Origin of the sequence: Marinobacter sp. EhC06 (assembly GCF_001650915.1) — a bacterium.
GTDB lineage: Bacteria > Pseudomonadota > Gammaproteobacteria > Pseudomonadales > Oleiphilaceae > Marinobacter.
Genome location: NZ_LXYO01000023.1, coordinates 137005 through 162980, shown reverse-complemented (window position 1 = coordinate 162980; position 25976 = coordinate 137005). Strand labels below are relative to the sequence as shown.

Annotated in this window: 26 protein-coding genes; 18 read left to right on the top strand and 8 right to left on the bottom strand. The window is 56.9% G+C overall.

The window, feature by feature from the left end; translation table 11 throughout:
• Positions 1 to 77: 77 nt before the first annotated feature.
• The 6 genes from A8B84_RS10750 to A8B84_RS10725 all read right to left on the bottom strand — a co-directional run bounded on the left by A8B84_RS10750 (position 78) and on the right by A8B84_RS10725 (position 9483).
• Positions 78 to 674: an antibiotic biosynthesis monooxygenase gene (locus A8B84_RS10750; RefSeq protein WP_064229185.1), complete on the bottom strand. Its 597-nt coding sequence runs from the start codon at positions 672 to 674 to the stop codon at positions 78 to 80.
• A 75-nt stretch (positions 675 to 749) separates the two neighbouring features.
• Entirely contained in the window at positions 750 to 2078 is a 1329-nt protein-coding gene (locus A8B84_RS10745) for a DUF1329 domain-containing protein (protein WP_064229184.1), read from the bottom strand.
• A 15-nt stretch (positions 2079 to 2093) separates the two neighbouring features.
• Positions 2094 to 4007: a DUF1302 family protein gene (locus A8B84_RS10740; RefSeq protein ID WP_014579135.1), complete on the bottom strand. Its 1914-nt coding sequence runs from the start codon at positions 4005 to 4007 to the stop codon at positions 2094 to 2096.
• 43 nt (positions 4008 to 4050) lie between these two features.
• Positions 4051 to 6516: an efflux RND transporter permease subunit gene (locus A8B84_RS10735; protein WP_064229183.1), complete on the bottom strand. Its 2466-nt coding sequence runs from the start codon at positions 6514 to 6516 to the stop codon at positions 4051 to 4053.
• An 11-nt stretch (positions 6517 to 6527) separates the two neighbouring features.
• Positions 6528 to 7520, bottom strand: coding sequence for a WD40/YVTN/BNR-like repeat-containing protein (locus A8B84_RS10730; RefSeq protein ID WP_064229182.1), 993 nt, complete (start codon positions 7518 to 7520; stop codon positions 6528 to 6530).
• A gap of 256 nt (positions 7521 to 7776) precedes the next feature.
• Entirely contained in the window at positions 7777 to 9483 is a 1707-nt protein-coding gene (locus tag A8B84_RS10725) for a sigma-54-dependent Fis family transcriptional regulator (RefSeq protein ID WP_064229181.1), read from the bottom strand.
• A 382-nt stretch (positions 9484 to 9865) separates the two neighbouring features.
• Here A8B84_RS10725 and A8B84_RS10720 point away from each other — a divergent pair, with 382 nt between their 5' ends.
• The 17 genes from A8B84_RS10720 (at position 9866) to A8B84_RS10640 (ending at position 23649) form a co-directional block, all read left to right on the top strand.
• Complete coding sequence (locus tag A8B84_RS10720) at positions 9866 to 10126, top strand: phenol hydroxylase subunit (RefSeq protein ID WP_014579139.1); 261 nt, start codon at positions 9866 to 9868, stop codon at positions 10124 to 10126.
• A 50-nt stretch (positions 10127 to 10176) separates the two neighbouring features.
• The gene (locus tag A8B84_RS10715) at positions 10177 to 11178 is read left to right on the top strand and encodes an aromatic/alkene monooxygenase hydroxylase subunit beta (protein ID WP_014579140.1); all 1002 of its coding nucleotides are present in this window, start codon (positions 10177 to 10179) and stop codon (positions 11176 to 11178) included.
• Entirely contained in the window at positions 11175 to 11444 is a 270-nt protein-coding gene (locus A8B84_RS10710) for an MmoB/DmpM family protein (RefSeq protein WP_014579141.1), read from the top strand. The genes A8B84_RS10715 and A8B84_RS10710 overlap by 4 nt, the downstream gene beginning before the upstream one ends.
• 14 nt (positions 11445 to 11458) lie before the next feature.
• Complete coding sequence (locus A8B84_RS10705; protein ID WP_014579142.1) at positions 11459 to 13006, top strand: aromatic/alkene/methane monooxygenase hydroxylase/oxygenase subunit alpha; 1548 nt, start codon at positions 11459 to 11461, stop codon at positions 13004 to 13006.
• Between the two features lie 67 nt (positions 13007 to 13073).
• Entirely contained in the window at positions 13074 to 13433 is a 360-nt protein-coding gene (locus A8B84_RS10700) for a phenol hydroxylase subunit P4 (protein ID WP_064229180.1), read from the top strand.
• 10 nt (positions 13434 to 13443) lie between these two features.
• Positions 13444 to 14505 carry an NADH:ubiquinone reductase (Na(+)-transporting) subunit F gene (locus A8B84_RS10695; RefSeq protein WP_062783135.1) on the top strand — a complete coding sequence of 354 codons (1062 nt, stop codon included), beginning with the start codon at positions 13444 to 13446 and terminating at the stop codon, positions 14503 to 14505.
• 13 nt (positions 14506 to 14518) lie between these two features.
• Positions 14519 to 14854, top strand: a complete 336-nt coding sequence (locus A8B84_RS10690) for a 2Fe-2S iron-sulfur cluster-binding protein (protein ID WP_064229179.1) — start codon at positions 14519 to 14521, stop codon at positions 14852 to 14854.
• A gap of 5 nt (positions 14855 to 14859) precedes the next feature.
• Positions 14860 to 15783: a catechol 2,3-dioxygenase gene (locus tag A8B84_RS10685; protein ID WP_064229178.1), complete on the top strand. Its 924-nt coding sequence runs from the start codon at positions 14860 to 14862 to the stop codon at positions 15781 to 15783.
• 33 nt (positions 15784 to 15816) lie between these two features.
• On the top strand, positions 15817 to 17277 hold the full coding sequence (locus A8B84_RS10680) for a 2-hydroxymuconic semialdehyde dehydrogenase (protein WP_064229177.1): 1461 nt from the start codon (positions 15817 to 15819) through the stop codon (positions 17275 to 17277).
• A 7-nt stretch (positions 17278 to 17284) separates the two neighbouring features.
• Positions 17285 to 18142 carry an alpha/beta fold hydrolase gene (locus A8B84_RS10675; RefSeq protein WP_064229176.1) on the top strand — a complete coding sequence of 286 codons (858 nt, stop codon included), beginning with the start codon at positions 17285 to 17287 and terminating at the stop codon, positions 18140 to 18142.
• Positions 18142 to 18927: a 2-oxopent-4-enoate hydratase gene (dmpE, locus tag A8B84_RS10670; protein ID WP_014579149.1), complete on the top strand. Its 786-nt coding sequence runs from the start codon at positions 18142 to 18144 to the stop codon at positions 18925 to 18927. Before A8B84_RS10675 ends, dmpE begins: the two co-directional genes overlap by 1 nt.
• A 26-nt stretch (positions 18928 to 18953) precedes the next feature.
• Positions 18954 to 19889, top strand: coding sequence for an acetaldehyde dehydrogenase (acetylating) (locus tag A8B84_RS10665; protein WP_062783127.1), 936 nt, complete (start codon positions 18954 to 18956; stop codon positions 19887 to 19889).
• 13 nt (positions 19890 to 19902) lie between these two features.
• Positions 19903 to 20940, top strand: a complete 1038-nt coding sequence (gene dmpG / locus A8B84_RS10660) for a 4-hydroxy-2-oxovalerate aldolase (RefSeq protein WP_014579151.1) — start codon at positions 19903 to 19905, stop codon at positions 20938 to 20940.
• Positions 20937 to 21731: a 2-oxo-3-hexenedioate decarboxylase gene (dmpH, locus tag A8B84_RS10655; protein WP_064229175.1), complete on the top strand. Its 795-nt coding sequence runs from the start codon at positions 20937 to 20939 to the stop codon at positions 21729 to 21731. The genes dmpG and dmpH overlap by 4 nt, the downstream gene beginning before the upstream one ends.
• A 9-nt stretch (positions 21732 to 21740) precedes the next feature.
• The gene (locus A8B84_RS10650) at positions 21741 to 21932 is read left to right on the top strand and encodes a 4-oxalocrotonate tautomerase (RefSeq protein ID WP_064229174.1); all 192 of its coding nucleotides are present in this window, start codon (positions 21741 to 21743) and stop codon (positions 21930 to 21932) included.
• 51 nt (positions 21933 to 21983) lie between these two features.
• On the top strand, positions 21984 to 22679 hold the full coding sequence (locus tag A8B84_RS10645) for a hypothetical protein (protein WP_227512790.1): 696 nt from the start codon (positions 21984 to 21986) through the stop codon (positions 22677 to 22679).
• 28 nt (positions 22680 to 22707) lie between these two features.
• Entirely contained in the window at positions 22708 to 23649 is a 942-nt protein-coding gene (locus A8B84_RS10640) for a ketopantoate reductase family protein (RefSeq protein WP_064229172.1), read from the top strand.
• Here the strand turns inward: A8B84_RS10640 and A8B84_RS10635 are convergent.
• Both A8B84_RS10635 and A8B84_RS10630 read right to left on the bottom strand, forming a co-directional pair.
• Complete coding sequence (locus A8B84_RS10635) at positions 23646 to 24671, bottom strand: peptidoglycan -binding protein (protein ID WP_064229171.1); 1026 nt, start codon at positions 24669 to 24671, stop codon at positions 23646 to 23648. The two genes, A8B84_RS10640 and A8B84_RS10635, sit on opposite strands and share 4 nt — an antisense overlap.
• Entirely contained in the window at positions 24668 to 25396 is a 729-nt protein-coding gene (locus tag A8B84_RS10630) for a MotA/TolQ/ExbB proton channel family protein (protein ID WP_064229170.1), read from the bottom strand. The genes A8B84_RS10635 and A8B84_RS10630 overlap by 4 nt, the downstream gene beginning before the upstream one ends.
• Before the next feature lie 95 nt (positions 25397 to 25491).
• Between A8B84_RS10630 and A8B84_RS10625 the strand changes: the two genes are divergently transcribed.
• A complete protein-coding gene (locus A8B84_RS10625; RefSeq protein WP_064229169.1) occupies positions 25492 to 25944 on the top strand; it encodes an acyl-CoA thioesterase in 453 nt (150 codons plus the stop codon).
• Positions 25945 to 25976 lie beyond the last annotated feature (32 nt).

Sequence of the window (25976 nt, the reverse complement as noted above, 5' to 3'; positions counted from 1 at the left end):
GCAGTCGTGAGCAGGTCAGGCCGGTTTGGCCTGCTCCATGCCCATTGCTGGCCGATGTGGTTCAAGAGGTCGTTTGCTCATCGGGATGAGTCGCCTTTCTTGGGAAACAACCAGAATGCGAACCAGCGAGTCATTCTCGGCATGAGCACATAACTCATCAACAGCATCACCACCGCGGTGACCAGCAGTGTTCGTACAAAAAGCGGTATCTGTGCCAACCAGTCTCCGAACATTACGAAGACGAGCGTGACAGCCGGATAGAGTGCCAGCCAACTGACAAGGGTCATCTTCCATTTGGGTGGTGGCGTCACCGGATTCTGGCCTGGCAGAGTGAACCAGGTGACGATTCCCGAAGTGACTTCCCGTTCACTGGGCTGAATCAGCAGGCTCTCAATCTGCCCGAGCAGGTCCGCTCTTTCCTCGGAGCTCTCCCATCGCTCAAGGGATTCCCGGTCTCGGAACTTGAACACGATGCGATATTCCGGGTCGTCCTCTGAGGCCGGCCTGAACATGGTGGTACCGAGATATCCCGGAAAACGGGATGCTCGTTCGGTCATTTTGCTGCTCAGAGCCTCGAACTCTTCCTGATTGCCTTTTTTGACCCGCCGAGAGACGACAACTGTCAGAGGATCTGTTGAACCTTGTTCGCTGGCAGTTGATTGGCTATCCATCATGTTCAATGTCCTCAATGATCCAAAAAAAGGGCCCGCCTGAGCGGGCCCAATGGAGAAGCAACAAGGGTCCTTGGATCAGCTTCCAGTTGCCCGGAGGTGCTGAACGTTGAACATCTGGGGCGGCGACAGTTCCGGATCAACCTGTCCCTTGAACTGGCCGGTGGTGCAGTGGCTGGCCTGGACATCAATCATGCTGAAGCTGTCGTCAATGGACACACCGCTGCCCTTGTTTTTCGGCAGGTGGTGATCGGGGTGTGCCTGGCCAATGGTAAAGGTCTTCCAGAGGCTACCCTTGCGGTCGTAGGACACAGTTCGGGGAATGGTGAAGGTCTGCGCGTCCATGAAATGAACACGTTTTGAGAGCGGGTGGCTTTCGTCCACAGGAACCGATTCAACTTCGTAGACCTTACGCAACTGCCAGGTGATATCAGGGAAGCAGCCACCCTGGCCACTGAAGGACACAACCTGATAACCATCACTGTCGATGTGGGTTTCGGCATCCAGCGTCAGATCATTGTGGTTGTAGAAGGGCATCAGCATGTAGCGAGTGCCTTTGTAGGTCCAGTTCATGTCTGAAATCCGGCCGTTATAGCCCTCAAAGTCCTCGATCATCAGATCAGAGCCGAGAAACGCGTCAGTGACCTGGCCAGTTGCCAGACGACGGACCCGACGCTGGAAGCCCAGGTACAGCCAGGAGTTGTCCCGCTTCAGATCGTCCGCTGCACGATGGATCAGGAGCTGGGTGTTGCGGACATCAGCCGGGTCCAGTACCTGCACATAAATCGCCCGGAACAGGTCAGACGGGTTCGGAGTGATTTCCGGCGTCGGTTCCTGGGTGACCCGGCCTTTATAGTTCAGGAAGTGGAAGTTGAACTTGATAGTGCGCTCCACCTTGCCAGAGTCCATGTCCCGGTATTTCCAGTAGAACGGGTAGATAGCCGCGCTGTCGCCCCAGTTATAGCCATACTTGTAGTTCCAGGCCAGCTTTTCGCCGGCTCGTGGATCGTTGGCGTCAGGTTCTTCGGGGAAGGGGCGGCCTGCACTCCAGCCACTGATCTCGCCCACCTCGTTTCCAAGAGACACTTGTCCCAGCGAAACCCGCGTAGCTTCGACATAGTTCGGATGCAGATCAAAGGAGGTGGTCTCGCCTACGGTGATGGTGGTCATGCCCTGCTCGATAAAACCGTAGAATGCGGGATCGATGGCGTCCTTGAACTGGGCAACGTTGCTCTGGTCAATGACCATTCCTGCTTTTAGTCCATCAAAGCTCGGTGTCTCTGTGTTGTAGGGATAGAAGGAGTTGGTAATAACTGCCTCATCGGCCATTAGCGCTGTCGACATCAGGCCTGCCGTGCAGCCAGCCATCAGCCATCTAAAAACGGATTTGTTCTTTGTCGTAGTCATTTTGGTTCCTCGTTATCAGAAGCTGTAACGTGCGGTCAGCTGGATTTCGTCTTCTTTCTGGGCCATGCCGATCGGTCCTGACTGGAAGCGGCCAAGGGGTTCGTATCCGGAAAGACCGGCAGATTCACCCGCAGGCTGGCCAGGATAGGCGGCGGTGAACGGATCCCAGGGGTTACAGGTGCGGCAGTCATCGAACTTGCGGGCACCATCGCCGACCTTGAAGTTTGCGCCGGCTGTGAGCCTGAAGTTGTCGTTAACCAGCCACTCCACTGACGGTGCAACTGCAGTTGCCTGGGCACGGACGTCGTGGGCGGTAATGATTTGTGGGCTAAGACGGCCATTCATGTAGAAACCCTTGATCAACAGGGTCGCAATCCAGTTCTGTTCCCAGTCTGGAATGCCGGCTTCGCCCAGCAGACGTTGTTCGCGTTCGTGGTCAAGAATGTGCTGGCCAAAGATCTGACCGGAAAACAGGAACGCCTGGGACTCGTTCAGGGCAGGGATAAATATGTTCTTGTCGGCCCCCACGACGTAGCGAACGACATCAGACTCGGAATACAGCTTTTCGCGCAGGGTATTGGCAAACTCTTCACCAGAGGTGTAGGCAGTTTCAACCCGGAACACGGTGTCGATGCCCTGGGAGTAGTAGTCCAGTGAGCCGCCGACCAGGTTTACTCTCGGGAAGTGGATATCGAACGCGATCAGGCTTGGCCAAACGGCGGTATCGCCGGTGAATGCGTTCTCAGCCGGGATGCCACCGCGGAGGGAAGGAAGCTGGGAACGGTAGGTCAAGGCGTTCAGAGAGAAGCCGAGATCGCCGTATACACCTTCCAGTTTCAAACCCAGCTGGGTGTTGGAAAGGCTCCAGCTCGGCAGATGCGCCTCACGGATACCGATCTGCCCGGGGCCAAAGTCTGTCGCGATGCTGCCGTTGGCAAAGTTGGCAACGGTGCCGCCGTTTTCCCACAGATTATTCATACCACGGAAGAAGCAGCCTGCATCCAGAATGACGTTCGGCTGCCCACACTGGCCAATATCATGGGGACGGAACTGATCGAAGTTCCAGACCACCTGGAAGTTCAGGTCGTCGAAGGCCAGGCCATCGAATACCTCGGTGGGGCCCATGCGATAGTCTGATTTCAGGATCCACATGGGGATTCGGATGTCTTCCAGCTCGTCGTAGATGTTGTTGCGGGAGAAATCCACCGGGTTGATAACATCCAGTACCCGGAACAGGTCCGTGCGGCCCCAGATGACCTGCTGTTTACCCAGGCGGGTGCTCAGCACGTTGCCGCTGTCGAAGTTCAGGTCAAAATCGACATAAAGTTCACGGATGAAATCCGCCCGGTCGTTGAACTCCTGGAAACGAAGCTCGTTCAGATCCTTGTCCAGGTAGTCATCAATACAGCCCCGGCTGTCGACATCGCAGGGGCGCACCGGAACACCAAATCCGACACCACCATCCTGAGGGTGCAGGTTTTCACCCAGGACGATCATGCCGTCGTTGGGGTTCTGATTGATGTCGAAACCGAAGTTGGGTGTCGGAGCGATACCGCCACCATGGGGTACGAATGGGTCAGGATTGGGCGCCAGTGCGGTGTCTTCAAGAAGAATGGCACCACCAGCGGTACGTCCATATTCATCCTTGTTCAGGTCGTACACCCCGTCATAGGTGCCACGCAATGTGCCGTTAATGGAAACGTTGCTGAAAATGCCCACGTCGCCAATTCGTTTCTCGCCTTCCAGTTGCAGCGTATTCCGGAACTTGGATAGACCAACGCCCTCTCGCCCGTAGGTTGCGTTTTCGTAGAAACCGTTGACGCGGGCATCTTCCGCAGCAACGGCTGTAGTCATTGGAACCAGCGCCAGGGTGGCACTACCCGCAAGGGTGCAGCACCAGAACCTCAGGCCTTTTATTGTTGTTTGCATGGCATGTCCTCGTTACAGGTTTTAGTGGGGCTTGGTACCGGGTTCAGGCCCGGTACGGCGCTCCCGTCACAAACCCATCGTCCTGTCTTGAATCCAACACAGGGGATGGAGCTGATTTCGTTTCCTTGTGGTCCGAATGCAGGATTCCGTCTTCATCGGCGTAGACGTCGGTGATGAATCGCGGTTTGAAGGCCAGTACCCAGGAAGGCACCAGCAGCATGGCGGCCATGCCGTTGATGACGATCATCACGCACAGCAGCAGCGCAGCATCTGACTGGAATCGAAGATTGGAGAAGATGACCCACATGATGATCCCGGCCATCAGGGTCAGTGCGGTAAAACTGATGGCCATGCCCGTGGTTGAAATGGCACGTCTGACGGATTCGCGCAGGTCCCCACACTTGGCCATTTCCTCGCGAATGCGGTCCATCATGTAGATCGAATAATCGATGCCTACGCCGATTCCCACAGCGATGACCGGTACGGTATTGATGTCGATGCTCAGGCCATTCAGGCCCATGTAGGCGTAGGTAAGGGTGGTGGCGAACAGCATTGCCAGGAGCATCATCAGACCGGCGTGCCAGGAGGTGTAGAACAGCATCACGAAGGCAAAGATGAGCAGAAAGACCAGTGGCAGAACGATCACATTGGTTTCAAAGGCTGATTCGTTCATGGCAGCTGCCACACCAAGCGTGCCGCCCGCCAGTCGAATGGTCAGGCCTTCAACGCTGTCTCCGTTTTCAGCGATCCATTCCTTGGCCATATGAATCGCCCGACGGATGGTTTCGCCCTGACGGTCCTTGTAATAGAACACCAGGTTGGCGACACGATCGTCGGTGTCGTTGAACTCATCCAGAGCGCCAGGCACCGGACTCGATGCCATGTACGTGAACATCAACCCGCCCACGTAGCCGGCATCGTGGGGAATCTGGTACCAGCGGGGGTCATCGTTGTGCATCAAACGATTCACCTGCTTGACCAGGTCGGGTAATCCCTTGCTGCCGCCCACTTCCGGGTCCAGCAGCATATGGGCCTGAAGATCAGACAGGGCCTCAAGCACCTCGGGACGCTTTAGTCCGCCTTTTTCACTGGTTTCGGCAACAATGTAGAGCTCCTCGGAACCCGGGAAACGGTCGTTAACTACGCGGGAAGAGATGTTGTAATCGTGGTCGGGGTAAAGGATCGGCGAGCCGGGCTCGGAATCACCAATCTGTACATTGGAGGCAGCCAGCAAACCACCCAGCATGGAGATGGCAGCTACCGCCAGAATGATCCGAGCAGCACCTGGCCGTGTGACGGTTTGAGAGCAGCTGGCACCGATGTGGCGTAAAGCCGTTTCGCGAATTTCCGGGTTTTTCGGTGTGGGCAGGATCGAAAGCAGCAACGGAACACCGATCAGGACGGTAAATACAACGGTGATCGCCCAGAGTGACGCGTAGATGCCAAGATGGGTGTTCAGGGGGATCGAGCCAATGGCGATCAACGACAGGCCAATAGCGTCAGAGACGACCCCCAGAGAGCCTGGCCGGAAAAGGCTGTCGAAGGTTGCTTTTGCGGCCTTCGGGCCGCTACCCAGTACCAGGGTTTCTGCATAGTAGCGCTCGACCAGTTGCACACCGTGGCTCATGGCTCGCGCTGCAATCAAAAAGGGGATTACCAGACCTAAGGGGTCCAGGTTGTAGCCGAGTACACTGATAATCCCAAGTCCCCACACGGTGGAGATGAGAACGCCTCCAAGGGGGATTAGCACACCGTACGCTTTACGGAAGTGGAAGATGAGTAGTGCCAACATGGTCAGCACCGTGAAAATGAAGATCTGAAGGATCTGGTCCATGTAGGTGTAGGCCCAGCCCACCAGCACCGGCTGACCGGTGGCGTAGATGGTGACACCCTCGCCAGCCTCATTGGCGCGCAGTTCCTGAAGTTGGGCAAAGGTTGCTTCGTAATCCAGTTTGCCTTCAATGAGCTGCGCCTTGACCAGCGCCATCTTCAGATCGGGGGAAACCAGCGGCCCGTAAACCCGCGGATTGGCGGCTACATCGGCTCGCATGGCATCCAGTGCCTGCTGGGAATATTCGCCGCTGGTAGAGTCGTAATAGGGCTCGGAGTTGATGCTGCCGACTTCCGTCAGCCAGATTTTCCGGGAATTGCGGTGGGTGACGCTGGAAACCAGGTTGTGGTTGACGCCCGGCAGGCTGTCGACCGCCTGGGTGATTCGATCGATTCTGGCCAGGTTGTCGTTAGTGAAGATATCACCGTCGGAAAACTCGACCCCGACCACAAGAACATTGGCACCACCGAAACTGTCCTTGATGCTGTTATGCAGCTGGATGTAAGGGTGTTGCTGAGGCAAAAGATCCGCGAAATCCGTGTAGATTTTCAGGCCTGGGATACGCAGGGCGAAGATCAGTGTCAGTATCGCGATCACTGAAAGCACCTTGCGAGGGTTGTTGAATATCCACACTTCCAGCAGATGCAGCAGATGTGTGAAACGATGCAATCCGGGCATGGTTGATATCCTCAGTCTTTGCTGGCGGCGTTCGCCGCAGGAAGTTCAAGGTCGAAAAGTAGGCCACGACCTCCGGCAACAAGCAGTCTTTGCTCGGGCATGAGCAGGCCGGTTCGCAGATACAGCGGCTGGTCAGATTCCGAGATTTTTTTCCAGGCGGGCCCCTGCAACTGAAGAACGGTGGCATTGTCGGCAACCGCATAGAGTTCGGAGCTGCCGGGGATGAAACCGAATACCGGAGCATTGGTCTCAGTGGGCATCTGCTCCCAGCTCTCACCGCCGTCTGTGGTGTGGTAGATGAACCCGTTCAGGCCGCCAACCCAGCCCTCCTCCATGGAGCGGAAGTAGCTGGTATGGGCGTAGAACTCATCCGGCAGATAACCGGCGTAATCCCAGTTAAAGCCACCATCATCGCTGCGAAGCACCATGCCGTACTCGCCGGTGGCGATGGCCTGATCCTCGTTAATGAACTGCAGGTTGTTGATGATGGCGTCTTCGTAAAGAGAGGTTTCATCCCAGTTCTGGCCCAGATCAGAGCTGTACTGGATGGTGGTAAAGCTGCCTGCTGCCCACCAACTTCCGTCAGGGGCACAAGCCACGGTCAACATTTGTTCCTGGCTCGGCAACGGGTGCGGGGTCCAGAGGCTTCCCTGGACATTGCCTTGCCATACCTGGTTGTCGAAGGTCAGTCCGATAAATGAGTTGTCCGGGCAGACATCCAGAGCCAAAAAGCTTGCTGTGGAATTAAGTGCCTGTCTCTTCCAGGTTTCGCCGTTATCCCGGCTGGTAAGCAGTACACCGTCGTTGCCAGTAACGACAATGACCTGATCGTTCCGGACCATGGACTGGTAGAAGTCTGTGCGCTTGGAGGATTGTTCGGAAACCTGGCGTACCGCCTCGAGATTGAGGGGCGCTTCGCAACCCGTCAGCAGCAGCGATGAACTACTGGCTATTGCGATCGCTGTACCGACAGTGCGCCATGAGCGCAGAGGGGTATTTTGCATTTTCTGTCACCGTCTTTGTTTTTGTGAAAAAGCGACTGACGGTGAGAGAGCAACCGGTATGCCATGTCCTTTAAGGCTTTTTTAACTATCTGAAAATAAATAATTAATTCAGAATTTAACTGGTCGTTTGGACGCGCTATCAGGCCGATAGAAAAGTTTGATTTTAATCAAATGATCAAACCAAGAGGCGGATTGCTTATTTCATAAGGTGGGATTCGGTCGTCGCAACATCCCTGTTGCCCGATGGGGTTTGCTTTCAGTTTTCGGCGAGGATGCCGGATTTTTTAAGCCGGTAGGCCAGGGCCGGGCGGGTAAGTCCGAGTATGCGTGCAGCACCAGAGACATTTTGGTTGGCCTGCTCCATGGCGCGGCGCATGAGTGTCTCTTCAACTTCATCCAGACTGATGGAGTCGCCCAGAATCTGATCCGCCCAGCCCCCGGAATTTCCTGGCGAACCTTCGTGTACCACATGACCCTCGCCATCCACGACTTCATGGGGTTTTTCCGAATGATTGTCCGGGAAGACGGCGAACAAGGATTCCTGACTGATAGATTCGTTGTTATCAGTAAGAATCACGCCCCGCTCGATCACATTTTCAAGCTCTCGAATATTCCCGGGCCAACGATAATTCATACACAGAGCCAGTGCCTTGTCCGAAAGACCCAGGGTTCTTTTGTTGTATTCCGAATGGAACTTCTTTAGAAAATGCTCCACCAGTAGAGGCAGATCTTCCAGCCGGTCCCGAAGGGGTGGGATTTTTACCGGGAACACATTCAGTCGGTAGTACAGATCCGCGCGGAACTTACCGGATTCAACGGCTTCGGCGAGGCTTTCGTTCGTGGCAGCAATCACACGAACATTGACCGAGCGGGTGCGATTGTCACCCACCCGTTCGAGTTCACCTTCCTGCAGTACCCTTAACAGCGTGGCCTGCGCTCGAGCCGTAAGTTCGACCACTTCATCCAGAAAAATGGTGCCACCGTTAGCCCGCTCGAAGCGGCCCGGACGTGACTGATTCGCGCCGGTGTAGGCCCCCTTTTCGACACCAAAGAGTTCGGCTTCAATCAGGTCGGGAGGTATGGCTGCACAGTTCACGGCGACAAATGGCTGCTCCGCCCGCTCGCTGCGGAGGTGGACGCTTCTGGCGATGACCTCTTTGCCGACGCCGGTTTCACCCAGAAGGAGGACCGAGACCTTGCCCATGGCGGCCTTGTCGATCATCTTGCAGACCTTGTTATAAGAAGCGGACTGGCCAATGCCGTAATACTGCCCCTGTTGATTCTCAAGGCTACTGCGAAGTGAGCTCACCTGAGACTGCAAGTCGTAGAGCTCTTCGATCATGGGATCTGCTTTGAAGTATTTGATGAACTCCTCTGAGTCTTCCCACTCTTCGGCCGGTTTCCCGACAATGTGGCATTTCTCGTCGCCGCAGCCCCGGCAGGTGACCTCCTTGAAAATGATCTGGCGTCCCATAAACGAGGAGGTATATGCGCAGGCATAGCCGAGCAGCGACCAGCAGGCAGGCTCGTCCATCTGGCCGAGTTCGGTCTGACAGATCTCCACCTCGAAAGAGTCAAACCAGTCAAGTTCCCCGTAAAAGCCCCCCGTGTCCTGATCGATATCAATCTCAATCGGGATGACTTTCACCATGCCCTTCAGAGAATGGAGCTGGGGCCCGGCCAGGAATATGTCCAGTTCGCTGCAGTGCGGGCGAAGCTTGCGGGCAAGTTCTGCATCCCGAAGTCCGGACTGATAGCCAAGGCGCAGGAAAAACCCTTTTGCCCGCTCAATGCCGATGGTATTGACCATCTCGCGGCGGAATGCAGCCATGGCGGAGACCTGCATGAGGAGCATCCGCTGTTCGCCAAACCAGATTTTGCCTTCCGTGCTTTGAAACCGGATCTGTTCCGTAAGATCCTGAAAGTCCACGTATTGCAGCTGTGGCTTGTAGCTGATTGCCATGTCAGGAGCCCCGTTTGTTGTTGTGTGGGGTTGGGGTTGTGCCCTGGTTGAGAGTCCGAGTGCGGGCACGAAATTGCTGCTCTATATAACACCTGATGAAAGTCAAAAATCAATCAAATGATAAAAATCTGGCCATTGTTCTGATGATTTTCTGTGCATCTGAGCATTTGCTGAGATGGCTTTCCCAAGTTGATCAAATAGTGAAAATCCGCCCGTACCAACCCTCGTTGTGTTCCCTGAAATATCCTTGCCTGCCACTCCGAATAACAAAATAAAGCTAATTAAAACAGTAGCTTGAAAACTTTGATTGTCGCCCGCTCAGGGTTTGGCACACCCGTTGCTCCTCTCTCACCAGCCAACAACAAAGACAATGGGGCAAAGAATGACGACCCAGAACGACATCAAATCCTTCGACGAGCTGACGCGATACATCCGGGTGCGGAGTGAGCCGGGCGACAAGTTCGTGGAATTCGACTTCGCCATTGGTTACCCGGAGCTGTTCGTTGAACTCGTTCTTCCCCGCGAGGCCTTCGAAATCTTCTGCAGGCACAACAAGGTGGTCCACATGGACTCCGAGATGATCCGCGAGATCGATGAAGACATGGTCAAGTGGCGCTTCGGGGAGCGTGGGCAGCGTTACTGAGCGAAGCGCATCAGCATCCATATTCACAACAACAAGACGGTAAGGTTGATATGAGTATCGAAATCAAGACCAATTCGGTGGAACCTATCCGCCACACCTATGGCCACATTGCCCGTCGCTTTGGCGACAAGCCGGCAACCCGCTATCAGGAAGCCAGTTACGACATTGAGGCCAAGACCAACTTCCACTATCGGCCGCAATGGGATTCCGAGCATACCCTGAACGATCCGACGCGCACCGCGATCCGCATGGAAGACTGGTATGCGGTTACCGATCCGCGCCAGTTCTATTACGGCGCCTATGTAGGCAATCGAGCCAAGATGCAGGAGGCGGCCGAGACCAGCTTTGGTTTCTGCGAGAAGCGTAATCTGCTGACCCGCCTTCCCCAGGAAACCCAGAAACAGCTACTACGCCTGCTGGTGCCCCTGCGTCATGTTGAGCTTGGTGCCAACATGAATAACAGCAAGATCGCCGGTGATGCGACCGCCACAACTGTCTCCCAGATGCATATCTACACCGGGATGGATCGACTGGGAATTGGCCAGTACCTCTCCCGGATTGCCCTGATGATTGACGGCAGCACCGGTGCTGGACTCGATGAATCCAAGGGCTACTGGATGGATGACGAGCTCTGGCAGCCCATGCGCAAACTGGTCGAAGACTCCCTGGTGATTGATGACTGGTTCGAGCTGACCCTGGTTCAGAACATCCTCATGGACGGCCTGATGTACCCCCTGGTCTACGACAAGATCGACACCTGGTTCGAGAGCCAGGGTGCGGAGGATGTCTCCATGCTCACCGAGTTCATGCGCGACTGGTACAAGGAGTCGCTTCGCTGGACCAACGCCATGCTGAAAGTTGTTGCGGGTGAAAGCGACGACAACCGTGAACTGCTTCAGAAGTGGATCGATCACTGGGAGCCCCAGGCCTACAACGCCCTGAAACCATTGGCGCAAGCCTCAGCTGGCATTGACGCGCTAGACGAAGCTCGCGCCGAACTCGCCACCCGTCTCAAGAAATGTGGTTTGCAGAGCCAGGGAGTATCCGCATGAGCCAGCTCGTATTCATTGCCTTTCAGGACAACGACAACGCCCGGTATCTGGCGGAAGCCATTATGGAGGACAACCCGGAAGCGGAGCTCCAGCACCAGCCAGCAATGATCCGGATCCAGGCCGAGAAGCGCCTGGTCATCAACCGGGAAACAATGGAAGAAAAGCTTGGCCGGGACTGGGACGTTCAGGAAATGCTCATCGATGTAATCAGTATCGGCGGCAATGTCGATGAAGACGATGACCACTTCATTCTTCAGTGGAACTAATCGGGAGACCTATCATGGCTGTTAAAAACAAGAAATTGAACCTGAAAGACAAGTACCAGTACCTGACCCGGGATATGTCCTGGGAGCCGACCTACCAGAAGAAAGAAGACATCTACCCGGACGAGCGGTTCGAAGGCATCAAGATTACCGACTGGTCCCAGTGGGAGGATCCGTTCCGGCTGACCATGGATGCCTACTGGAAGTACCAGGCCGAGAAAGAGAAGAAGCTGTACGCGATTTTTGATGCGTTCGCCCAGAACAATGGTCACCAGAACATTTCAGATGCCCGTTACGTCAACGCGCTGAAGCTGTTTCTCAGTGGTGTGTCGCCGCTGGAGCATGCGGCGTACCAGGGTTATGCCAAGGTTGGCCGCCAGTTCAGCGGTGCCGGTGCGCGGGTCGCCTGTCAGATGCAGGCCATTGACGAGCTGCGTCATTCCCAGACCCAGCAGCACGCGATGAGCCACTACAACAAACACTTCAACGGGTTGCATGATGCGGCGCACATGCACGACCGGGTGTGGTTCCTCTCTGTGCCGAAGTCGTTCTTTGACGACGCTCGCTCTGCCGGCCCGTTCGAGTTCCTGACGGCGATTTCATTCTCGTTCGAGTATGTGCTGACGAACCTTTTGTTCGTGCCGTTCATGTCCGGCGCTGCCTACAACGGCGATATGGCAACCGTTACCTTCGGTTTCTCCGCCCAGTCAGACGAAGCCCGGCACATGACTCTTGGTCTTGAGGTGATCAAGTTCATTCTGGAGCAGCACGAAGACAACGTGCCCATCGTCCAGCAGTGGATCGACAAGTGGTTCTGGCGTGGTTTCCGCCTGCTGAGCCTGGTGGGGATGATGATGGACTACATGCTGCCGAACAAGGTCATGTCCTGGGCGGAAGCCTGGGAGGTTTACTACGAGCAGAACGGGGGCGCGCTGTTCAAGGACCTGGAGCGTTATGGCATTCGTCCGCCCAAGTACCAGGACATCGCCAATGACGCGAAGAACCATGTAAGCCATCAGGCCTGGGCCACCTTCTACCAGTACGGCCATGCCACCAACTTCCACACCTGGATGCCTGAAAAGGAAGAGCTGGACTGGCTGTCCGAGAAGTACCCGGACACCTTCGACAAGTACTACCGTCCGCGCTTCGAGCATTGGGCGAAAGAGCACGCCGAAGGCCGCCGCTTTTACAACAACACGCTGCCCCAGCTGTGTCAGGTGTGCCAGATCCCGACCATTTTCACCGAAAAAGACGATCCGAGCATGCTCAGCCACCGCCAGATCGAGCATGAGGGCGAACGTTATCACTTCTGCTCGGACGGATGCTGCGACATCTTCAAGAACGAGCCCGAGAAATACGTCCAGGCATGGCTGCCGGTGCACCAGATCTACCAGGGCAACTGTGAAGGCGGCGACGTCGAGACGGTGGTTTCGAAGTACTACCACATCAATATCGGCGAAGACAATTTCGACTATGTGGGGTCCCCGGACCAGAAGCGCTGGCTCGCCATAAAGGGCAAGTCATCCGAGGAGAAGACCGAGAGCGCCAAGCAAGACGCAGCCTGATCCGGGATTCGCCCGATGTCATCGGCACCGGGCGTTTCCCCCCCACAAAAACAACAAGGTGACCATCATGAGTGTGAACGCTTTATACGATTACAAGTTTGAACCCCGGGACAAGGTAGAGAACTTTCATGGCATGCAGTTGCTGTATCTCTACTGGCCCCGCCATCTGATGTACTGCTCACCGTTTGCCTTCCTGGTGCAGCCAGACATGACCTTTGGAGCCTTCATCGAGGAGGTGCTGAAGCCGGCGGTCGAGGCTCACCCGGACTCGGCCAGAGCCAGATTCCTGGACGCCCAGTGGCAACTCAACGGCGAGCCTTTCACGCCGGACCCATCGGCCACCCTTAAGAGCAGTGGCATTGACCACAAGAGCATGCTGACTGTGATCACTCCAGAACTGAACGGCATTGCCGGCTCTGCATCCTGAGGTAAGCGCCATGAGTCACACCGTAACGATCGAGCCCATAGGCGAGCAGATTGAAGTGGAGGATGGGCAGACCATCCTTCAAGCCGCACTGCGCCAGGGTGTCTGGTTGCCGTTTGCCTGCGGGCATGGCACCTGCGCCACCTGCAAGGTCCAGGTACTGGAAGGTGATGTCGAAATTGGTGACGCCTCGCCCTTCGCCCTGATGGATATCGAACGTGACGAGGGCAAGGTATTGGCCTGCTGCGCCACTGTTGAAAGCGATGTCACCATCGAAGCGGATATCGATGTGGATCCGGATTTCGAGGGCTACCCGGTTGAGGACTATACCGCCACTGTGACGGACATCGTGGAGCTTTCTCCAACCATCAGAGGTGTGCATTTGAAGCTGGACCGCCCCATGACGTTCCAGGCGGGCCAGTACATCAATATCGAGTTGCCTGGTGTCGATGGCGCCCGGGCATTCTCTCTGGCTAATCCACCCGGCAAAGCCGATGAAGTGGAGCTGCATGTTCGTCTCGTTGAGGGCGGGGCTGCCACTACCTACATCCACGAACAACTGAAAACCGGTGATGCGCTGAATCTTTCAGGCCCCTACGGCCAGTTCTTCGTGCGCAGTTCCCAGCCTGGCGACCTGATCTTCATCGCTGGCGGTTCAGGGTTGTCCAGCCCCCAATCGATGATCCTGGATCTTCTGGCACAGAACGACGAACGCAAGATTGTCCTGTTCCAGGGCGCCAGAAACCTTGCCGAGCTCTACAACCGGGAGTTATTCGAGGCTCTGGATCGCGATCACGACAACTTCACCTATGTACCGGCTCTCAGTCAGGCGGAAGAAGACTCTGAATGGCAGGGTTTCCGTGGCTATGTCCATGACGCAGCCAAAGCCCATTTCGATGGCCGTTTTGCTGGCAACAAGGCCTACCTGTGTGGCCCCCCTCCGATGATTGATGCGGCTATCACGGCACTGATGCAGGGGCGGCTGTTCGAGCGTGACATCTTTATGGAGAAGTTCCTGACAGCGGCGGACGGGGCGGAAGACACCCAGCGTTCGGCTCTGTTCAAGAAGATATAACCGGAGGTGCGCCATGGGTATCGGATGTCAGGTAACCAACCGGACAACCGGGGACAGCTTTACTTGCACTGAAGGGCAAAGCGTTCTCAAAGCGATGGAGCAATGGGGTGTGAAGTGCGTGCCCGTCGGCTGCCGTGGCGGTGGCTGCGGCTTCTGCAAGATCCGGGTGGTCGAGGGTGAATACGAGTGCGGAAAGATGAGCCGCGCACACGCACCGCCGGAAGCCATTGAGCAAGGGGAGGTCCTGGCCTGCCGGGTCTATCCGGTCACCGATCTGACTATTGAGTGCCTGGAGCCATCCGCGCCGGGCGAAACGAGCGAGCAAACAACAACAAGAGCGTTGAGGTAACTGTCATGAAAAAAGGTGTAATGCGTCCCGGCCACGTCCAGATCCGCGTACTCGATATGGATGAGGCCCTCAAACACTACACAGACCTTCTGGGTCTGATTGAAACCGACCGGGACGATCACGGTCGCGTGTATCTGAAAGCCTGGACGGAGGTGGACAAGTTCTCGGTTGTGCTCCGACCTGCTGAGGAGCCTGGCATGGACTTTATGGCCTTCAAGGTGGTGGATGAAGCCTCCCTGCAGCAACTCGAAAAAGATCTGGCAGATCATGGCGTGGAGGTTGAACAGGTTCCGGAAGGGGAACTGAAAGATTGCGGTCGGCGGGTTCGGTTCAACGCCCCCTCGGGTCACACGTTCGAACTTTACGCTGACAAGAAGTACACCGGCAAATGGGGCATTACCGAAGTCAACCCGGAAGCCTGGCCGCGTGGCCTGGATGGCATGAAAGCGGTCCGCTTCGACCACTGCCTTCTTTATGGGCCAGAGTTGGCTGCCACCTACGACCTGTTCGTTAACGTACTCGGATTCTATCTGGCCGAACAGGTGCTCGACGGCGACGGAACCCGAATCGCGCAGTTCCTCACTCTGTCCACCAAGGCTCATGACATTGCCTTTATTCATCATGAAGAGAAAGGCAAGTTCCACCACGCTTCGTTCTACCTGGAAACCTGGGAAGACGTGCTCAGGGCGGCCGATCTGATCTCTATGACCGACACCTCCATTGATATCGGTCCCACGCGGCATGGCCTGACCCATGGCAAGACGATCTATTTCTTCGATCCTTCCGGCAACCGCAACGAAGTGTTCTGTGGCGGAGATTACAACTACCCCGATCACAAGCCGGTTACCTGGCAGGCAGAGCAACTGGGCAAGGCCATCTTCTACCACGACCGGGTATTGAACGAACGGTTCCTGACGGTACTGACCTGACAACCGACACTGGCGCAACAGGATTTAGCAGCAATGAAAGACATCAAACACTACATCAATGGGCAGTACGTTGGTTCGGCCAGTGGCAGGCTGTTCGACAACGTTAATCCTGCGAACGGCAAAGTGATCAGCAAGGTTCACGAAGCTGGCCGGGAAGAGGTGGACGCAGCAGTGAAGGCGGCAAGGGCCGCGCTGCGGGGTCCCTGGGGCAAAATGACCCTGGAACAGCGTACCGCCATCCTTCACAAAGTGGCGGATGGTATCAACGCCCGTTTTGATGAGTTCCTGGAGGCAGAGTGTCTCGATACCGGCAAGCCGAAATCTCTGGCCAGCCATATCGACATCCCCCGGGGGGCCGCCAACTTCAAAGTGTTCGCGGACATGATCAAGAACGTGCCCACCGAATCCTTTGAAATGCCGACTCCGGATGGTACCGGTGCCCTGAACTATGCGGTCCGTCGTCCGAAAGGCGTCATTGGCGTCATCAGTCCCTGGAACCTGCCTTTGCTGCTGATGACCTGGAAGGTCGGACCGGCCCTGGCCTGCGGCAACACGGTGGTGGTCAAGCCGTCGGAAGAGACACCGACCACCACAGCCCTTTTGGGCGAGGTGATGAAAGAGGCCGGCGTTCCGGACGGTGTCTACAACGTGGTGCATGGCTTCGGCGGTGATTCTGCCGGTGCGTATCTGACCGAGCATCCACAGGTAGACGGCTTTACCTTCACCGGCGAGACCGGTACTGGCGAGGTCATTATGAAGGCCGCTGCTAAAGGTATCCGCGACATTTCCCTGGAGCTGGGAGGCAAGAATGCCGGTCTGGTATTCGCAGACTGCGACATGGAAAAGGCGATTGAGGGCACCATGCGTTCCGCCTTCGCGAACTGTGGTCAGGTCTGCCTGGGTACGGAGCGGGTCTACGTTGAGCGTTCGATCTTCGACGAGTTCGTCGGCCGTCTGAAGGAAGCGGCGGAGGGCCTGAAGATCGGTCCCCCCGATGATGCCGACGCCAACCTTGGGCCACTGGTGAGTCTCAAGCACCGTGAGAAAGTCCTCTCCTACTACCAGAAAGCGGTTGATGACGGCGCTACCGTGGTCACCGGCGGCGGTGTTCCGGACATGCCTGCAGAGCTGGCGGGCGGCGCCTGGGTTGAGCCGACCATCTGGACCGGTCTCGCGGACGACTCGGCGGTGGTGACGGACGAAATCTTCGGCCCCTGTTGCCACATTCGCCCCTTCGACACCGAAGAGGAGGCCATTGAGCTGGCCAACAGCCTGCCGTACGGGCTGGCCTCTGCGATCTGGAGCGAAAACATCACCCGTGCGCACCGCGTTGCTGGCCAGATTGAGGCGGGCATTATCTGGGTGAATAGCTGGTTCCTGCGGGACCTTCGGACCCCCTTCGGCGGGAGCAAACAATCGGGTGTTGGCCGCGAGGGTGGCGTTCATTCGCTGGAGTTCTACACCGAGATGAAGAACATCTGCGTGAAACTGTGAGGCAGCCATGAACGCACCTGTAGAGAGTCCGGAAATCGGGCGAGAGATTAACGCCGCTGGCTACAGCACCAACCTGCACGACCTGGGAGAGGGATTTCCGGTCATGATGATTCACGGGTCAGGTCCAGGCGTTACAGCCTGGGCCAATTGGCGACTGGTGATGCCTGAGCTGGCTCGAAATCGGCGCGTGATTGCGCCAGACATGCTTGGTTTTGGATACAGCGAGCGGCCTGCGGACCAAACCTACAACCGGGAACGCTGGGTGAAGCACGCAATTGGCGTTCTGGACGAGTTGGGCCTGGAACAGGTTGATCTCGTGGGTAACTCGTTCGGCGGCGGACTGGCCCTTGCCCTGGCCATTGAACATCCGCAAAGGGTGCGTCGGCTGGTGCTGATGGGGTCGGTGGGCGTGAGCTTTCCGATCACCCAGGGTCTGGATGAAGTCTGGGGTTACGAGCCCTCGCTGGACACCATGCGCCGGCTGATGGATGTGTTCGCCTACGACAAGAGTCTGCTGACCGAAGAGCTGGCACAGATGCGTTACCAGGCCAGTGTTCGTCCAGGTTTCCAGGAGTCGTTTTCCGCCATGTTCCCGGCGCCGCGCCAGCGTTGGGTCGACAACCTTGCGAGCAAGGAAGAGGACATTCGGGCGCTACCCCACGAAACCCTGATACTCCATGGCCGCGAGGATGAAGTGATCCCGCTGGAGGCGTCACTGAAGCTGGCCGAACTGATCAACCGGGCCCAGCTTCATGTTTTTGGACGTTGCGGACACTGGACACAAATTGAACATGCCAGCCGTTTTGCACGACTGGTCAACGATTTCCTGAGCGAAGCCGACCAGGCCGCCACCGGAGGTAATTAATGGAACAGTCAAAAATTCAGGCGCTTGGCGACGAGTTATACCAGGCCATGTTGAGCCGGGAGGCAGTCGCGCCGCTGACCAGTCGTGGTCAAGAAATCAGTATCGACGATGCCTACCACATTTCTCTGCGCATGCTGGAGCGTCGTCTTGCCGATGGGGCCTCCATCATTGGCAAGAAGATCGGTGTAACCAGCAAGGCGGTGCAGAACATGCTGAACGTACACCAGCCGGATTTCGGGTATCTCACCGACGACATGGTGTTCAACAGTGGCGAGGTGATGCCCATCAGTGATCGGCTGATTGCCCCCCGGGCGGAGGGCGAAATTGCCTTCATCCTGAAAAAGGATCTGACCGGACCAGGGATCACAAATGCAGATGTGCTGGCGGCAACCGAGTGTGTGATGCCCTGTTTCGAAATCGTCGATTCCCGCATCCAGGACTGGAAGATCGCCATCCAGGACACCATTGCCGACAACGCCTCCTGTGGTTTGTTTGTTCTGGGGGATCAGGCGGTGTCTCCGCGCAAGGTGGATCTGGTGACTTGCGGCATGGTGGTGGAGAAGAACGGCAGTGTTCTCAGTGCCGGAGCCGGAGCGGCAGCACTCGGTTCCCCGGTGAATTGCGTGACCTGGCTGGCCAATACTCTGGGCGAGTTCGGTATTTCCCTGAGGGCAGGGGAGGTCATCCTTTCCGGTTCTCTGGTGCCACTGGAGCCGGTCAAGGCCGGTGATTATATGCGGGTCGATATCGGTGGCATCGGTAGCGCCTCGGTGCGTTTCGCCTGATTGAAAAGAACAACGAGGACTAGGCTATGAGCAAGAAAATAAAGGCAGCCATCATCGGCTCGGGCAACATCGGCACCGACCTGATGATCAAGATTCTGCGCAATGGCAAGAACATTGAAATGGGCGCCATGGTCGGGATCGATCCGGAATCGGACGGTCTGGCCCGTGCTGCCCGGATGGGCGTGGCCACCACCCACGAAGGGGTGGATGGACTGGTGAAGATGCCGGAATTCGCCGACATCGACATTGTATTCGATGCAACCTCCGCAAAGGCCCACATGCACAACGAGGTTTTTCTGCGCGGCCACAAGGAGAGCATCAAGATTATTGATATGACGCCTGCGGCGATCGGCCCCTACTGCGTGCCGGTGGTGAACCTTGAGCAGCAGCTTCAGGAAGGCAACGTCAACATGGTTACCTGCGGCGGCCAGGCCACCATTCCCATGGTTGCGGCGGTTTCACGAGTGGCCAAGGCCCACTACGCCGAAATCGTTGCCTCGATTTCCTCGAAGTCCGCCGGCCCCGGTACCCGCGCCAATATCGACGAGTTTACCGAAACCACGTCCCGGGCCATTGAGGTGGTGGGCGGTGCCCAGAAGGGCAAGGCCATCATCATCCTGAACCCGGCCGAGCCGCCCCTCCTGATGCGCGATACCGTGTACGTGCTCTCCGACGCCGCAGACAAGGCTGAAGTGGAGGCCTCGGTGGAAGAAATGGTCCAGGCCGTAAACAGCTATGTGCCAGGCTACCGCCTGAAGCAGAAAGTGCAGTTTGATGACATCCCCGAAGACCAGCCCATGAACGTTCCAGGCCTGGGTCGCTTCAGCGGCCTGAAGACTTCCATCTTCCTGGAAGTGGAGGGCGCGGCCCACTACCTGCCGGCCTATGCAGGCAATCTGGACATCATGACCTCCGCCGCTCTCGGTACCGCCGAGCGCATCGCCGAATCGCTGGTCAACTGAGGAGGATATTCTCATGACATTCAACCCCGGCAAGAAACTCTACATCTCCGACGTGACCCTGCGCGACGGCAGCCACGCCATCCGCCACCAGTACTCCATCAAGAACGTGCAGGACATCGCTCGGGCCCTGGACAAGGCCAAGGTGGACTCCATTGAGGTGGCCCACGGCGACGGGCTGCAGGGCTCGAGCTTCAACTACGGCTTCGGTGCCCATACCGACCTGGAGTGGATCGAGGCAGTGGCCGAAGTGATCGAGCACGCCAAAATTGCCACCCTGCTGCTGCCCGGCATCGGCACCGTCCATGACCTGGACAACGCCTACAACGCCGGTGCCCGGATCGTGCGTGTGGCCACTCATTGCACCGAAGCGGATGTCTCGAAACAGCACATAGAACACGCCCGCAAGCTGGGCATGGACACCGTCGGCTTTCTGATGATGAGCCACATGCAGACACCAAAAGGGTTGGCAGAGCAGGCCAAGCTGATGGAAGACTACGGCGCCACCTGCCTGTACGTCGTCGACTCCGGCGGCGCCATGAACATGAACGACATCCGGGACCGATTCCGGGCACTCAAGGATGTACTCAAGCCGGAGACCCAGACGGGCATGCATGCTCATCACAATCTCGCGCTGGGCGTGGCCAATTCCATTGTTGCCGTTGAGGAAGGTTGTGACCGGATCGATGCTTCCCTGGCCGGCATGGGCGCTGGCGCCGGAAACGCACCGCTGGAAGTTTGCATTGCGGCCTTTGACAAGATGGGCTGGGAACATGGCACGGACGTGTACGCCCTGATGGACGCGGCCGATGACATTGTGCGCCCCTTGCAGGACCGCCCGGTGCGGGTGGACCGCGAAACCCTGGCCCTGGGCTATGCCGGTGTCTATTCCAGCTTCCTGCGCCACTCCGAAGTGGCGGCGCAGAAGTACGGTCTGAAGGCCGTGGATATTCTGGTTGAGTTGGGCAAGCGCCGCATGGTTGGCGGCCAGGAAGACATGATCGTGGACGTGGCGCTGGATCTGCTGGCGGCCCAAAAGGAGCAAAACGCATGAGCAAAACACTAAACCAAGAGCAGGTTCTGGCTCTGGCCGAGCATGTGGAAAACGCCGAACTTCAGGCCCACGACATCACCAAGGTCACCAACGACTTCCCGGATATGACCTTCGAGGATGCCTATGACGTGCAGTGGGAGATCCGTCGTCGCAAGGAAGCCCGTGGTAACAAGATTGTGGGTATGAAAATGGGCCTGACTTCCTGGGCCAAGATGGCCCAGATGGGCGTGGAGACGCCGATCTACGGCTTCCTGGCTGATTACTTCAGTGTCCCTGACGGTGGTGTGGTCAACACCAAAGAGCTGATCCACCCGAAAATCGAAGCGGAGATAGCCTTTGTTACCAAGGCACCCCTGAAAGGGCCGGGCTGCCATATCGGGCAGGTTCTAGCAGCCACCGACTTCGTAATACCGGCTGTCGAAGTCATCGATTCTCGTTATGAGAACTTCAAGTTCGATCTGGTGAGTGTCGTAGCGGACAACGCCTCATCTACCCGTTTCATCACGGGTGGCCAGATGGCCGATGTTGCCGATGTCGACCTGAAGACACTGGGTGTAGTGGTCGAGAAAAATGGTGAGGTTGTGGATGTGGGCGCGGGTGCAGCCGTTCTGGGCCATCCGGCTTCCAGTGTTGCCATGCTGGCCAACCTGCTGGCCGAGCGTGGCGAACACATTCCGGCAGGCACATTCATCATGACCGGAGGCATTACCGCCGCGATTACTGTTGAGCCCGGTGACAACATCTCGGTTCGCTACCAGGGGCTGGGTACTGTGTCCGCCCGGTTCGAATAAGGAGGTCCCATGCCTGTTGCTCAGATTAATATTCTGGAAGGTCGGACGGATGAGCAGAAGGAGATGCTGATCCGGGAGGTAACCGACGCGATATCGCGGTCATTGGGAGCTCCGGCGGAAAGTGTGCGGATTATTATTACCGAAATGCCCAAGCAGCATTTCGGTATTGGCGGCCAGTCGGCCAAAAAACTGGGGCGTTGACGCCCCGGTTTACCGATCGATTCGCTCTCTAAAGGCCTGATGGGAGGCTCCGTGCCGAAATTGCCAGTGTTTTACCTGTCCTGTGACAGAGATGCGTATTCAGATCCGATAAGCCAACCCCGGCTCCGTCGTCTGATCAAGCGGGACATGCAGGTTGGCAATGTCACCTTCATCACTTCTCGGAAGGGAGGCGATACACCCGAAATTTTTCACCAGTGCGGCAAAGGTGTCCTTGCGGAACGTCTGCAATCACTGATGGCTAAACGGGGATTCCAGGCCAAAATTCAAGGAGGGCGGGATCCCGGTCTGGAATTGCTGGCCTGCAACATGATGGGTGTTGCGCCCGAGGAGGTCATCGAACTGAGGCTGAATACCGGGATGACCAGTGACGACTACCGGCAGATTGGTCATTGTCTGGAAGCGCTCAGGGAGCAAGATGTTCTCCTGATTTGCCTGGATCAGAAAGAACCAGGGGAAAGTGAGATGAATCACCAGCCCCATGATGCCTACATCAGAAATCTGATACAGCAATGGGAGCACGAACAGCTCTGGCTTCAGGCTATGTCTGGGGCACGTCCCGCCGGCCGTCGGGCCAGGAGTGGGCAGGATGTGCCCCTGGCGGATCCCAGACTGTGCGTGTTGAATACTGCGTTCAGTCTGGGAGGCCTGAAAGCTCCGCAACGGGTATTCGGTTTTGCACTGAACGAGGACAGTCACTCATTCGCCGGCTATGGCTGGATGCAATAGACTGAGGAAAACACCGGGGATTCCGTAAATGCTCAGATTATTGATAGTGGGTGCCGGTGGCATCGGGGGTTACTACGCTGCTCGGCTGCTGCATGCTGGACATGAGGTGGTTCTGACCGCTCGTGGTGCTCACCTGGCAGCTCTGCAGGAGAATGGGCTGACGGTCCAATACGGGGATGAGATGTGGTCATTTCCGGTTAAGGCCATGGATCATTCAGCGGTTGTTGCCGGTTATCGTCCGGATGATTTTGATGTCGTTCTGGTCACGCTCAAATCCACGGCGACTGAAACGATGCTGGCTGAGTTGGGCCCCTGGCTCTATCACGGCAAGGTGCCTGTCCTCTCTCTTCAAAACGGAGTGGACAACGAGCCTGCCTTGGCCGCATTGCTGGGGGAGCACAGAGTTCTGGGCGGCCTGGCTGTCCGGATTGGTGGGCATATTGTCCAGTCGGGCGTGGTAGAAGCCGAGGGTCCTGCCCAAATTGTCATGGGCGAATGGCCCATGGTCTCCGGATCTGACCGCCGTGGCCCGTTACTGCAGCAATTAAAGGAAGATTTCGAGGCGGCCGGAATTCCAACAACCGTCTCCGACAACATCCGTTACGAGCTCTGGCGCAAGCTGGTGATCAACAATGGCGTTAATCCCCTCTCAGCCTTGACGGGTCTGGATACCCGGAGGCTGACCCACCACCCCGAATTCCGGAAGATTGTCCACGGAATGATGGCAGAAACAGTGGCGGCTTCTAAAGCCGATGACGTGAACCTTGGCCCTGAAGACCTCTCCGAGATGTTCGACCTGATCAGCAACTTCAACGCCATCAAGACGTCCATGCTGGTCGACAAGGAAAAAGGCCGGCCCCTTGAACTCGACAGCATCGCTGGTGCGGTGCTGAGACGCTGCGAGCGCCTGGGCGTTGAAGCTCCTTACACCATGACGGTGAACGCCCTGCTGACCCACTCGCAGAGTTAGCGATCCGTCAGCTTCAGCTCAATCCGCCGGTTTCTCTGCAACGCCTCCGGTGAGGTGCCTTCCGCCACCGGGAAGAACTCGCCAAATCCGGCTGCCGCCATGCGCCGTTCCGGCACCCCCTGGTCAGCCAGGTAGCGAACCACAGCAACCGCGCGAGCCGTTGAGAGCTCCCAGTTGGAGGGGAATCTCTCGGTATTGATGGGCAGGACGTCGGTATGGCCATCAATCCTCAGGATCCAGTCCACGTCGTCCGGAATCCTGGCAGAAACATCCAGCAGCAAATCAGCAAGCTTGTCCAGCTCTTGTCGGCCTTCCTCGCCCAGTTGCGCCGAGGCGGAGGCAAATAGCAGTTCCGAGGGCAGCAGGAAGCGGTCGCCGACAATTCGGACGTTCTCGTTACCGGCAAGAATATCCCGCAGCCGGGCAAAGAATTCAGACTGGTACTGTTCCAGCTGGCTGACCCGCTCGGCCAGCAGCGTGTTCAGCCGTCGGCTGACCTGTTCCAGTTCCTGCTCTTTCTCAGCTGTCATCTCCTCCTGAAGCTCCAGCGCCGAGGCAATCTGCCTGAGCTGCTCCCGCAATGAAGCAATCTGGTTGGACAGCCTCAGAATCATTGCCTGCTGGCTGGCGGATACCTCGTCTTTTTCGTCAATGGACTCTTCCATGCTGGCCAGCCGCTCTGACTGGGCATCGGCCATGGCGGTTTGCCGCATCAACTGCTCTCGGGTGGATTCAAGCTGGCCGACCAGGCTGTCGTTCCGGTCCTGAACGCTGGTCAACTGGTCTTCCAGCGCCTCGCTTCGGCTCTCTTCCAGGCCCAGCAGCTCCGAGAGTTCGTTCAACTGGGCATTCAGGCGGGCTAGCTGGGTATCCCGGTCAGACAGTGTCTGGGATAGATAAAGCTGGCTGACCACGTACACCAGCAGCATGAAGATCACCAGCATCAGCAAGGCGGAGAGGGCATCCACGTACCCCGGCCAGACGTTGGTGGTGCTTCGGCTTCGACGCCTGGAACCGATCATGACAGGTCTTTCTCGCTATCGACCCGGTCTACAAGGTTGGTCACACCGGTCAGCCACTCTTCGAGGCCGTCGTAAAAACGGTTCTGGGCATGGCCGGCCTGGATGTCGAGGAAACCAAGGATCAGCGAGCCGCCAAGGCCCAGCAGAGAGGAGCTGAACGCCGTGCCCATACCCTCCAGGGGCGTAAGCAGGCCTTCCTGCAGTTCCGCAAACACCTTGCCGAAGTCTTCCTGGCTCATGTCCAGGCCGGTAATAACCTGGCCGACCGAGTTGATGGTGCCCAGCAGGCCCCAGAAAGTGCCCAGCAGACCCAGGAACACCAGCAGGCTGATGAAATACCGGGTGATTTCCCGCTGTTCATCCATGCGGGAGTGAATGCCGTCGAGTACGGTTCTCAGGGACAGGGTAGAGAGCGTGAACCGGTCCTTTGTGGCATCCTCGCCGAGCTGTCTTGCCAGCGGCTTCAGCAATTTGGGTTCCTGAACCACGGAAAGCCCGGCGTGGCCGGTTCTGAACTGGGCGATCCACTTCAGTTCCGGAAACAGCACGAATACCTGCCGGTAAGTGAGCGCAATGCCGACGATCAGAACCCCGAGAATCAGCAGATTGAAAACCCAGTTGGCCATAAAGGCCGAGATCAGGGGCTTGTGGATCAGGGCGCCGACGATGACGACCACGCCAAGGAACAGCGTCATCCAGAAAAGGGTGTGCTTGGGGTTGCTCATAGCGATGGCCAGCTTTTTTGAGATATTCCTCAAAACGTTAGCACAGATATGAGAAGCTGTTGGCGACAGTAACTGAACTTTAATCGGAGCGCTTCATGGCTGGTGAACTGCCTTTCCGCTTTCGCTTCCGGGTTCGCTATGGCGAGTGCGATGCCCAGGGGGTGGTATTCAACGCCCGTTATGCGGATTTCGTTGATATTTCAGTGAACGAGTACATCCGCACGCTGTTCGGCGATTACCAGCACCTGCTGGATCAGGACCTGGATATTCAGGTAGTGAGTCTCACCGTAAACTGGAAAGCCCCGGCAAAATTCGATGATGTGCTGGAGGCGCGCATTCGGGCGGGAAGAATCGGCAATACCTCGTTCACACTGCATCTGGAGTTCTTTCGGTACGGGGATGAGGCGTTTATCGCTGATTCCGACGTTACCTATGTCGTGATTCAGCCTTCGGTGATGGGGAAAGTGACAATACCGGATCATATCCGGGAGTTGCTGGAGAAGGGCGCGCCCGGCGAACTGATCAGTCATGCGGGGGAGGTCGCGTGACAGTGGGGGCGGACGAAAAGGGGTCAGATGAA

Bases quoted from the DNA above. Each gene is read 5' to 3' on its own strand.
- A8B84_RS10750 (WP_064229185.1), bottom strand. From the start codon at position 674: ATGATGGATAGCCAATCAACTGCCAGCGAACAAGGTTCAACAGATCCT.
- A8B84_RS10745 (WP_064229184.1), bottom strand. From the start codon at position 2,078: ATGACTACGACAAAGAACAAATCCGTTTTTAGATGGCTGATGGCTGGC.
- A8B84_RS10740 (WP_014579135.1), bottom strand. From the start codon at position 4,007: ATGCAAACAACAATAAAAGGCCTGAGGTTCTGGTGCTGCACCCTTGCG.
- A8B84_RS10735 (WP_064229183.1), bottom strand. From the start codon at position 6,516: ATGCCCGGATTGCATCGTTTCACACATCTGCTGCATCTGCTGGAAGTG.
- A8B84_RS10730 (WP_064229182.1), bottom strand. From the start codon at position 7,520: ATGCAAAATACCCCTCTGCGCTCATGGCGCACTGTCGGTACAGCGATC.
- A8B84_RS10725 (WP_064229181.1), bottom strand. From the start codon at position 9,483: ATGGCAATCAGCTACAAGCCACAGCTGCAATACGTGGACTTTCAGGAT.
- A8B84_RS10720 (WP_014579139.1), top strand. From the start codon at position 9,866: ATGACGACCCAGAACGACATCAAATCCTTCGACGAGCTGACGCGATAC.
- A8B84_RS10715 (WP_014579140.1), top strand. From the start codon at position 10,177: ATGAGTATCGAAATCAAGACCAATTCGGTGGAACCTATCCGCCACACC.
- A8B84_RS10710 (WP_014579141.1), top strand. From the start codon at position 11,175: ATGAGCCAGCTCGTATTCATTGCCTTTCAGGACAACGACAACGCCCGG.
- A8B84_RS10705 (WP_014579142.1), top strand. From the start codon at position 11,459: ATGGCTGTTAAAAACAAGAAATTGAACCTGAAAGACAAGTACCAGTAC.
- A8B84_RS10700 (WP_064229180.1), top strand. From the start codon at position 13,074: ATGAGTGTGAACGCTTTATACGATTACAAGTTTGAACCCCGGGACAAG.
- A8B84_RS10695 (WP_062783135.1), top strand. From the start codon at position 13,444: ATGAGTCACACCGTAACGATCGAGCCCATAGGCGAGCAGATTGAAGTG.
- A8B84_RS10690 (WP_064229179.1), top strand. From the start codon at position 14,519: ATGGGTATCGGATGTCAGGTAACCAACCGGACAACCGGGGACAGCTTT.
- A8B84_RS10685 (WP_064229178.1), top strand. From the start codon at position 14,860: ATGAAAAAAGGTGTAATGCGTCCCGGCCACGTCCAGATCCGCGTACTC.
- A8B84_RS10680 (WP_064229177.1), top strand. From the start codon at position 15,817: ATGAAAGACATCAAACACTACATCAATGGGCAGTACGTTGGTTCGGCC.
- A8B84_RS10675 (WP_064229176.1), top strand. From the start codon at position 17,285: ATGAACGCACCTGTAGAGAGTCCGGAAATCGGGCGAGAGATTAACGCC.
- dmpE (WP_014579149.1), top strand. From the start codon at position 18,142: ATGGAACAGTCAAAAATTCAGGCGCTTGGCGACGAGTTATACCAGGCC.
- A8B84_RS10665 (WP_062783127.1), top strand. From the start codon at position 18,954: ATGAGCAAGAAAATAAAGGCAGCCATCATCGGCTCGGGCAACATCGGC.
- dmpG (WP_014579151.1), top strand. From the start codon at position 19,903: ATGACATTCAACCCCGGCAAGAAACTCTACATCTCCGACGTGACCCTG.
- dmpH (WP_064229175.1), top strand. From the start codon at position 20,937: ATGAGCAAAACACTAAACCAAGAGCAGGTTCTGGCTCTGGCCGAGCAT.
- A8B84_RS10650 (WP_064229174.1), top strand. From the start codon at position 21,741: ATGCCTGTTGCTCAGATTAATATTCTGGAAGGTCGGACGGATGAGCAG.
- A8B84_RS10640 (WP_064229172.1), top strand. From the start codon at position 22,708: ATGCTCAGATTATTGATAGTGGGTGCCGGTGGCATCGGGGGTTACTAC.
- A8B84_RS10635 (WP_064229171.1), bottom strand. From the start codon at position 24,671: ATGATCGGTTCCAGGCGTCGAAGCCGAAGCACCACCAACGTCTGGCCG.
- A8B84_RS10630 (WP_064229170.1), bottom strand. From the start codon at position 25,396: ATGAGCAACCCCAAGCACACCCTTTTCTGGATGACGCTGTTCCTTGGC.
- A8B84_RS10625 (WP_064229169.1), top strand. From the start codon at position 25,492: ATGGCTGGTGAACTGCCTTTCCGCTTTCGCTTCCGGGTTCGCTATGGC.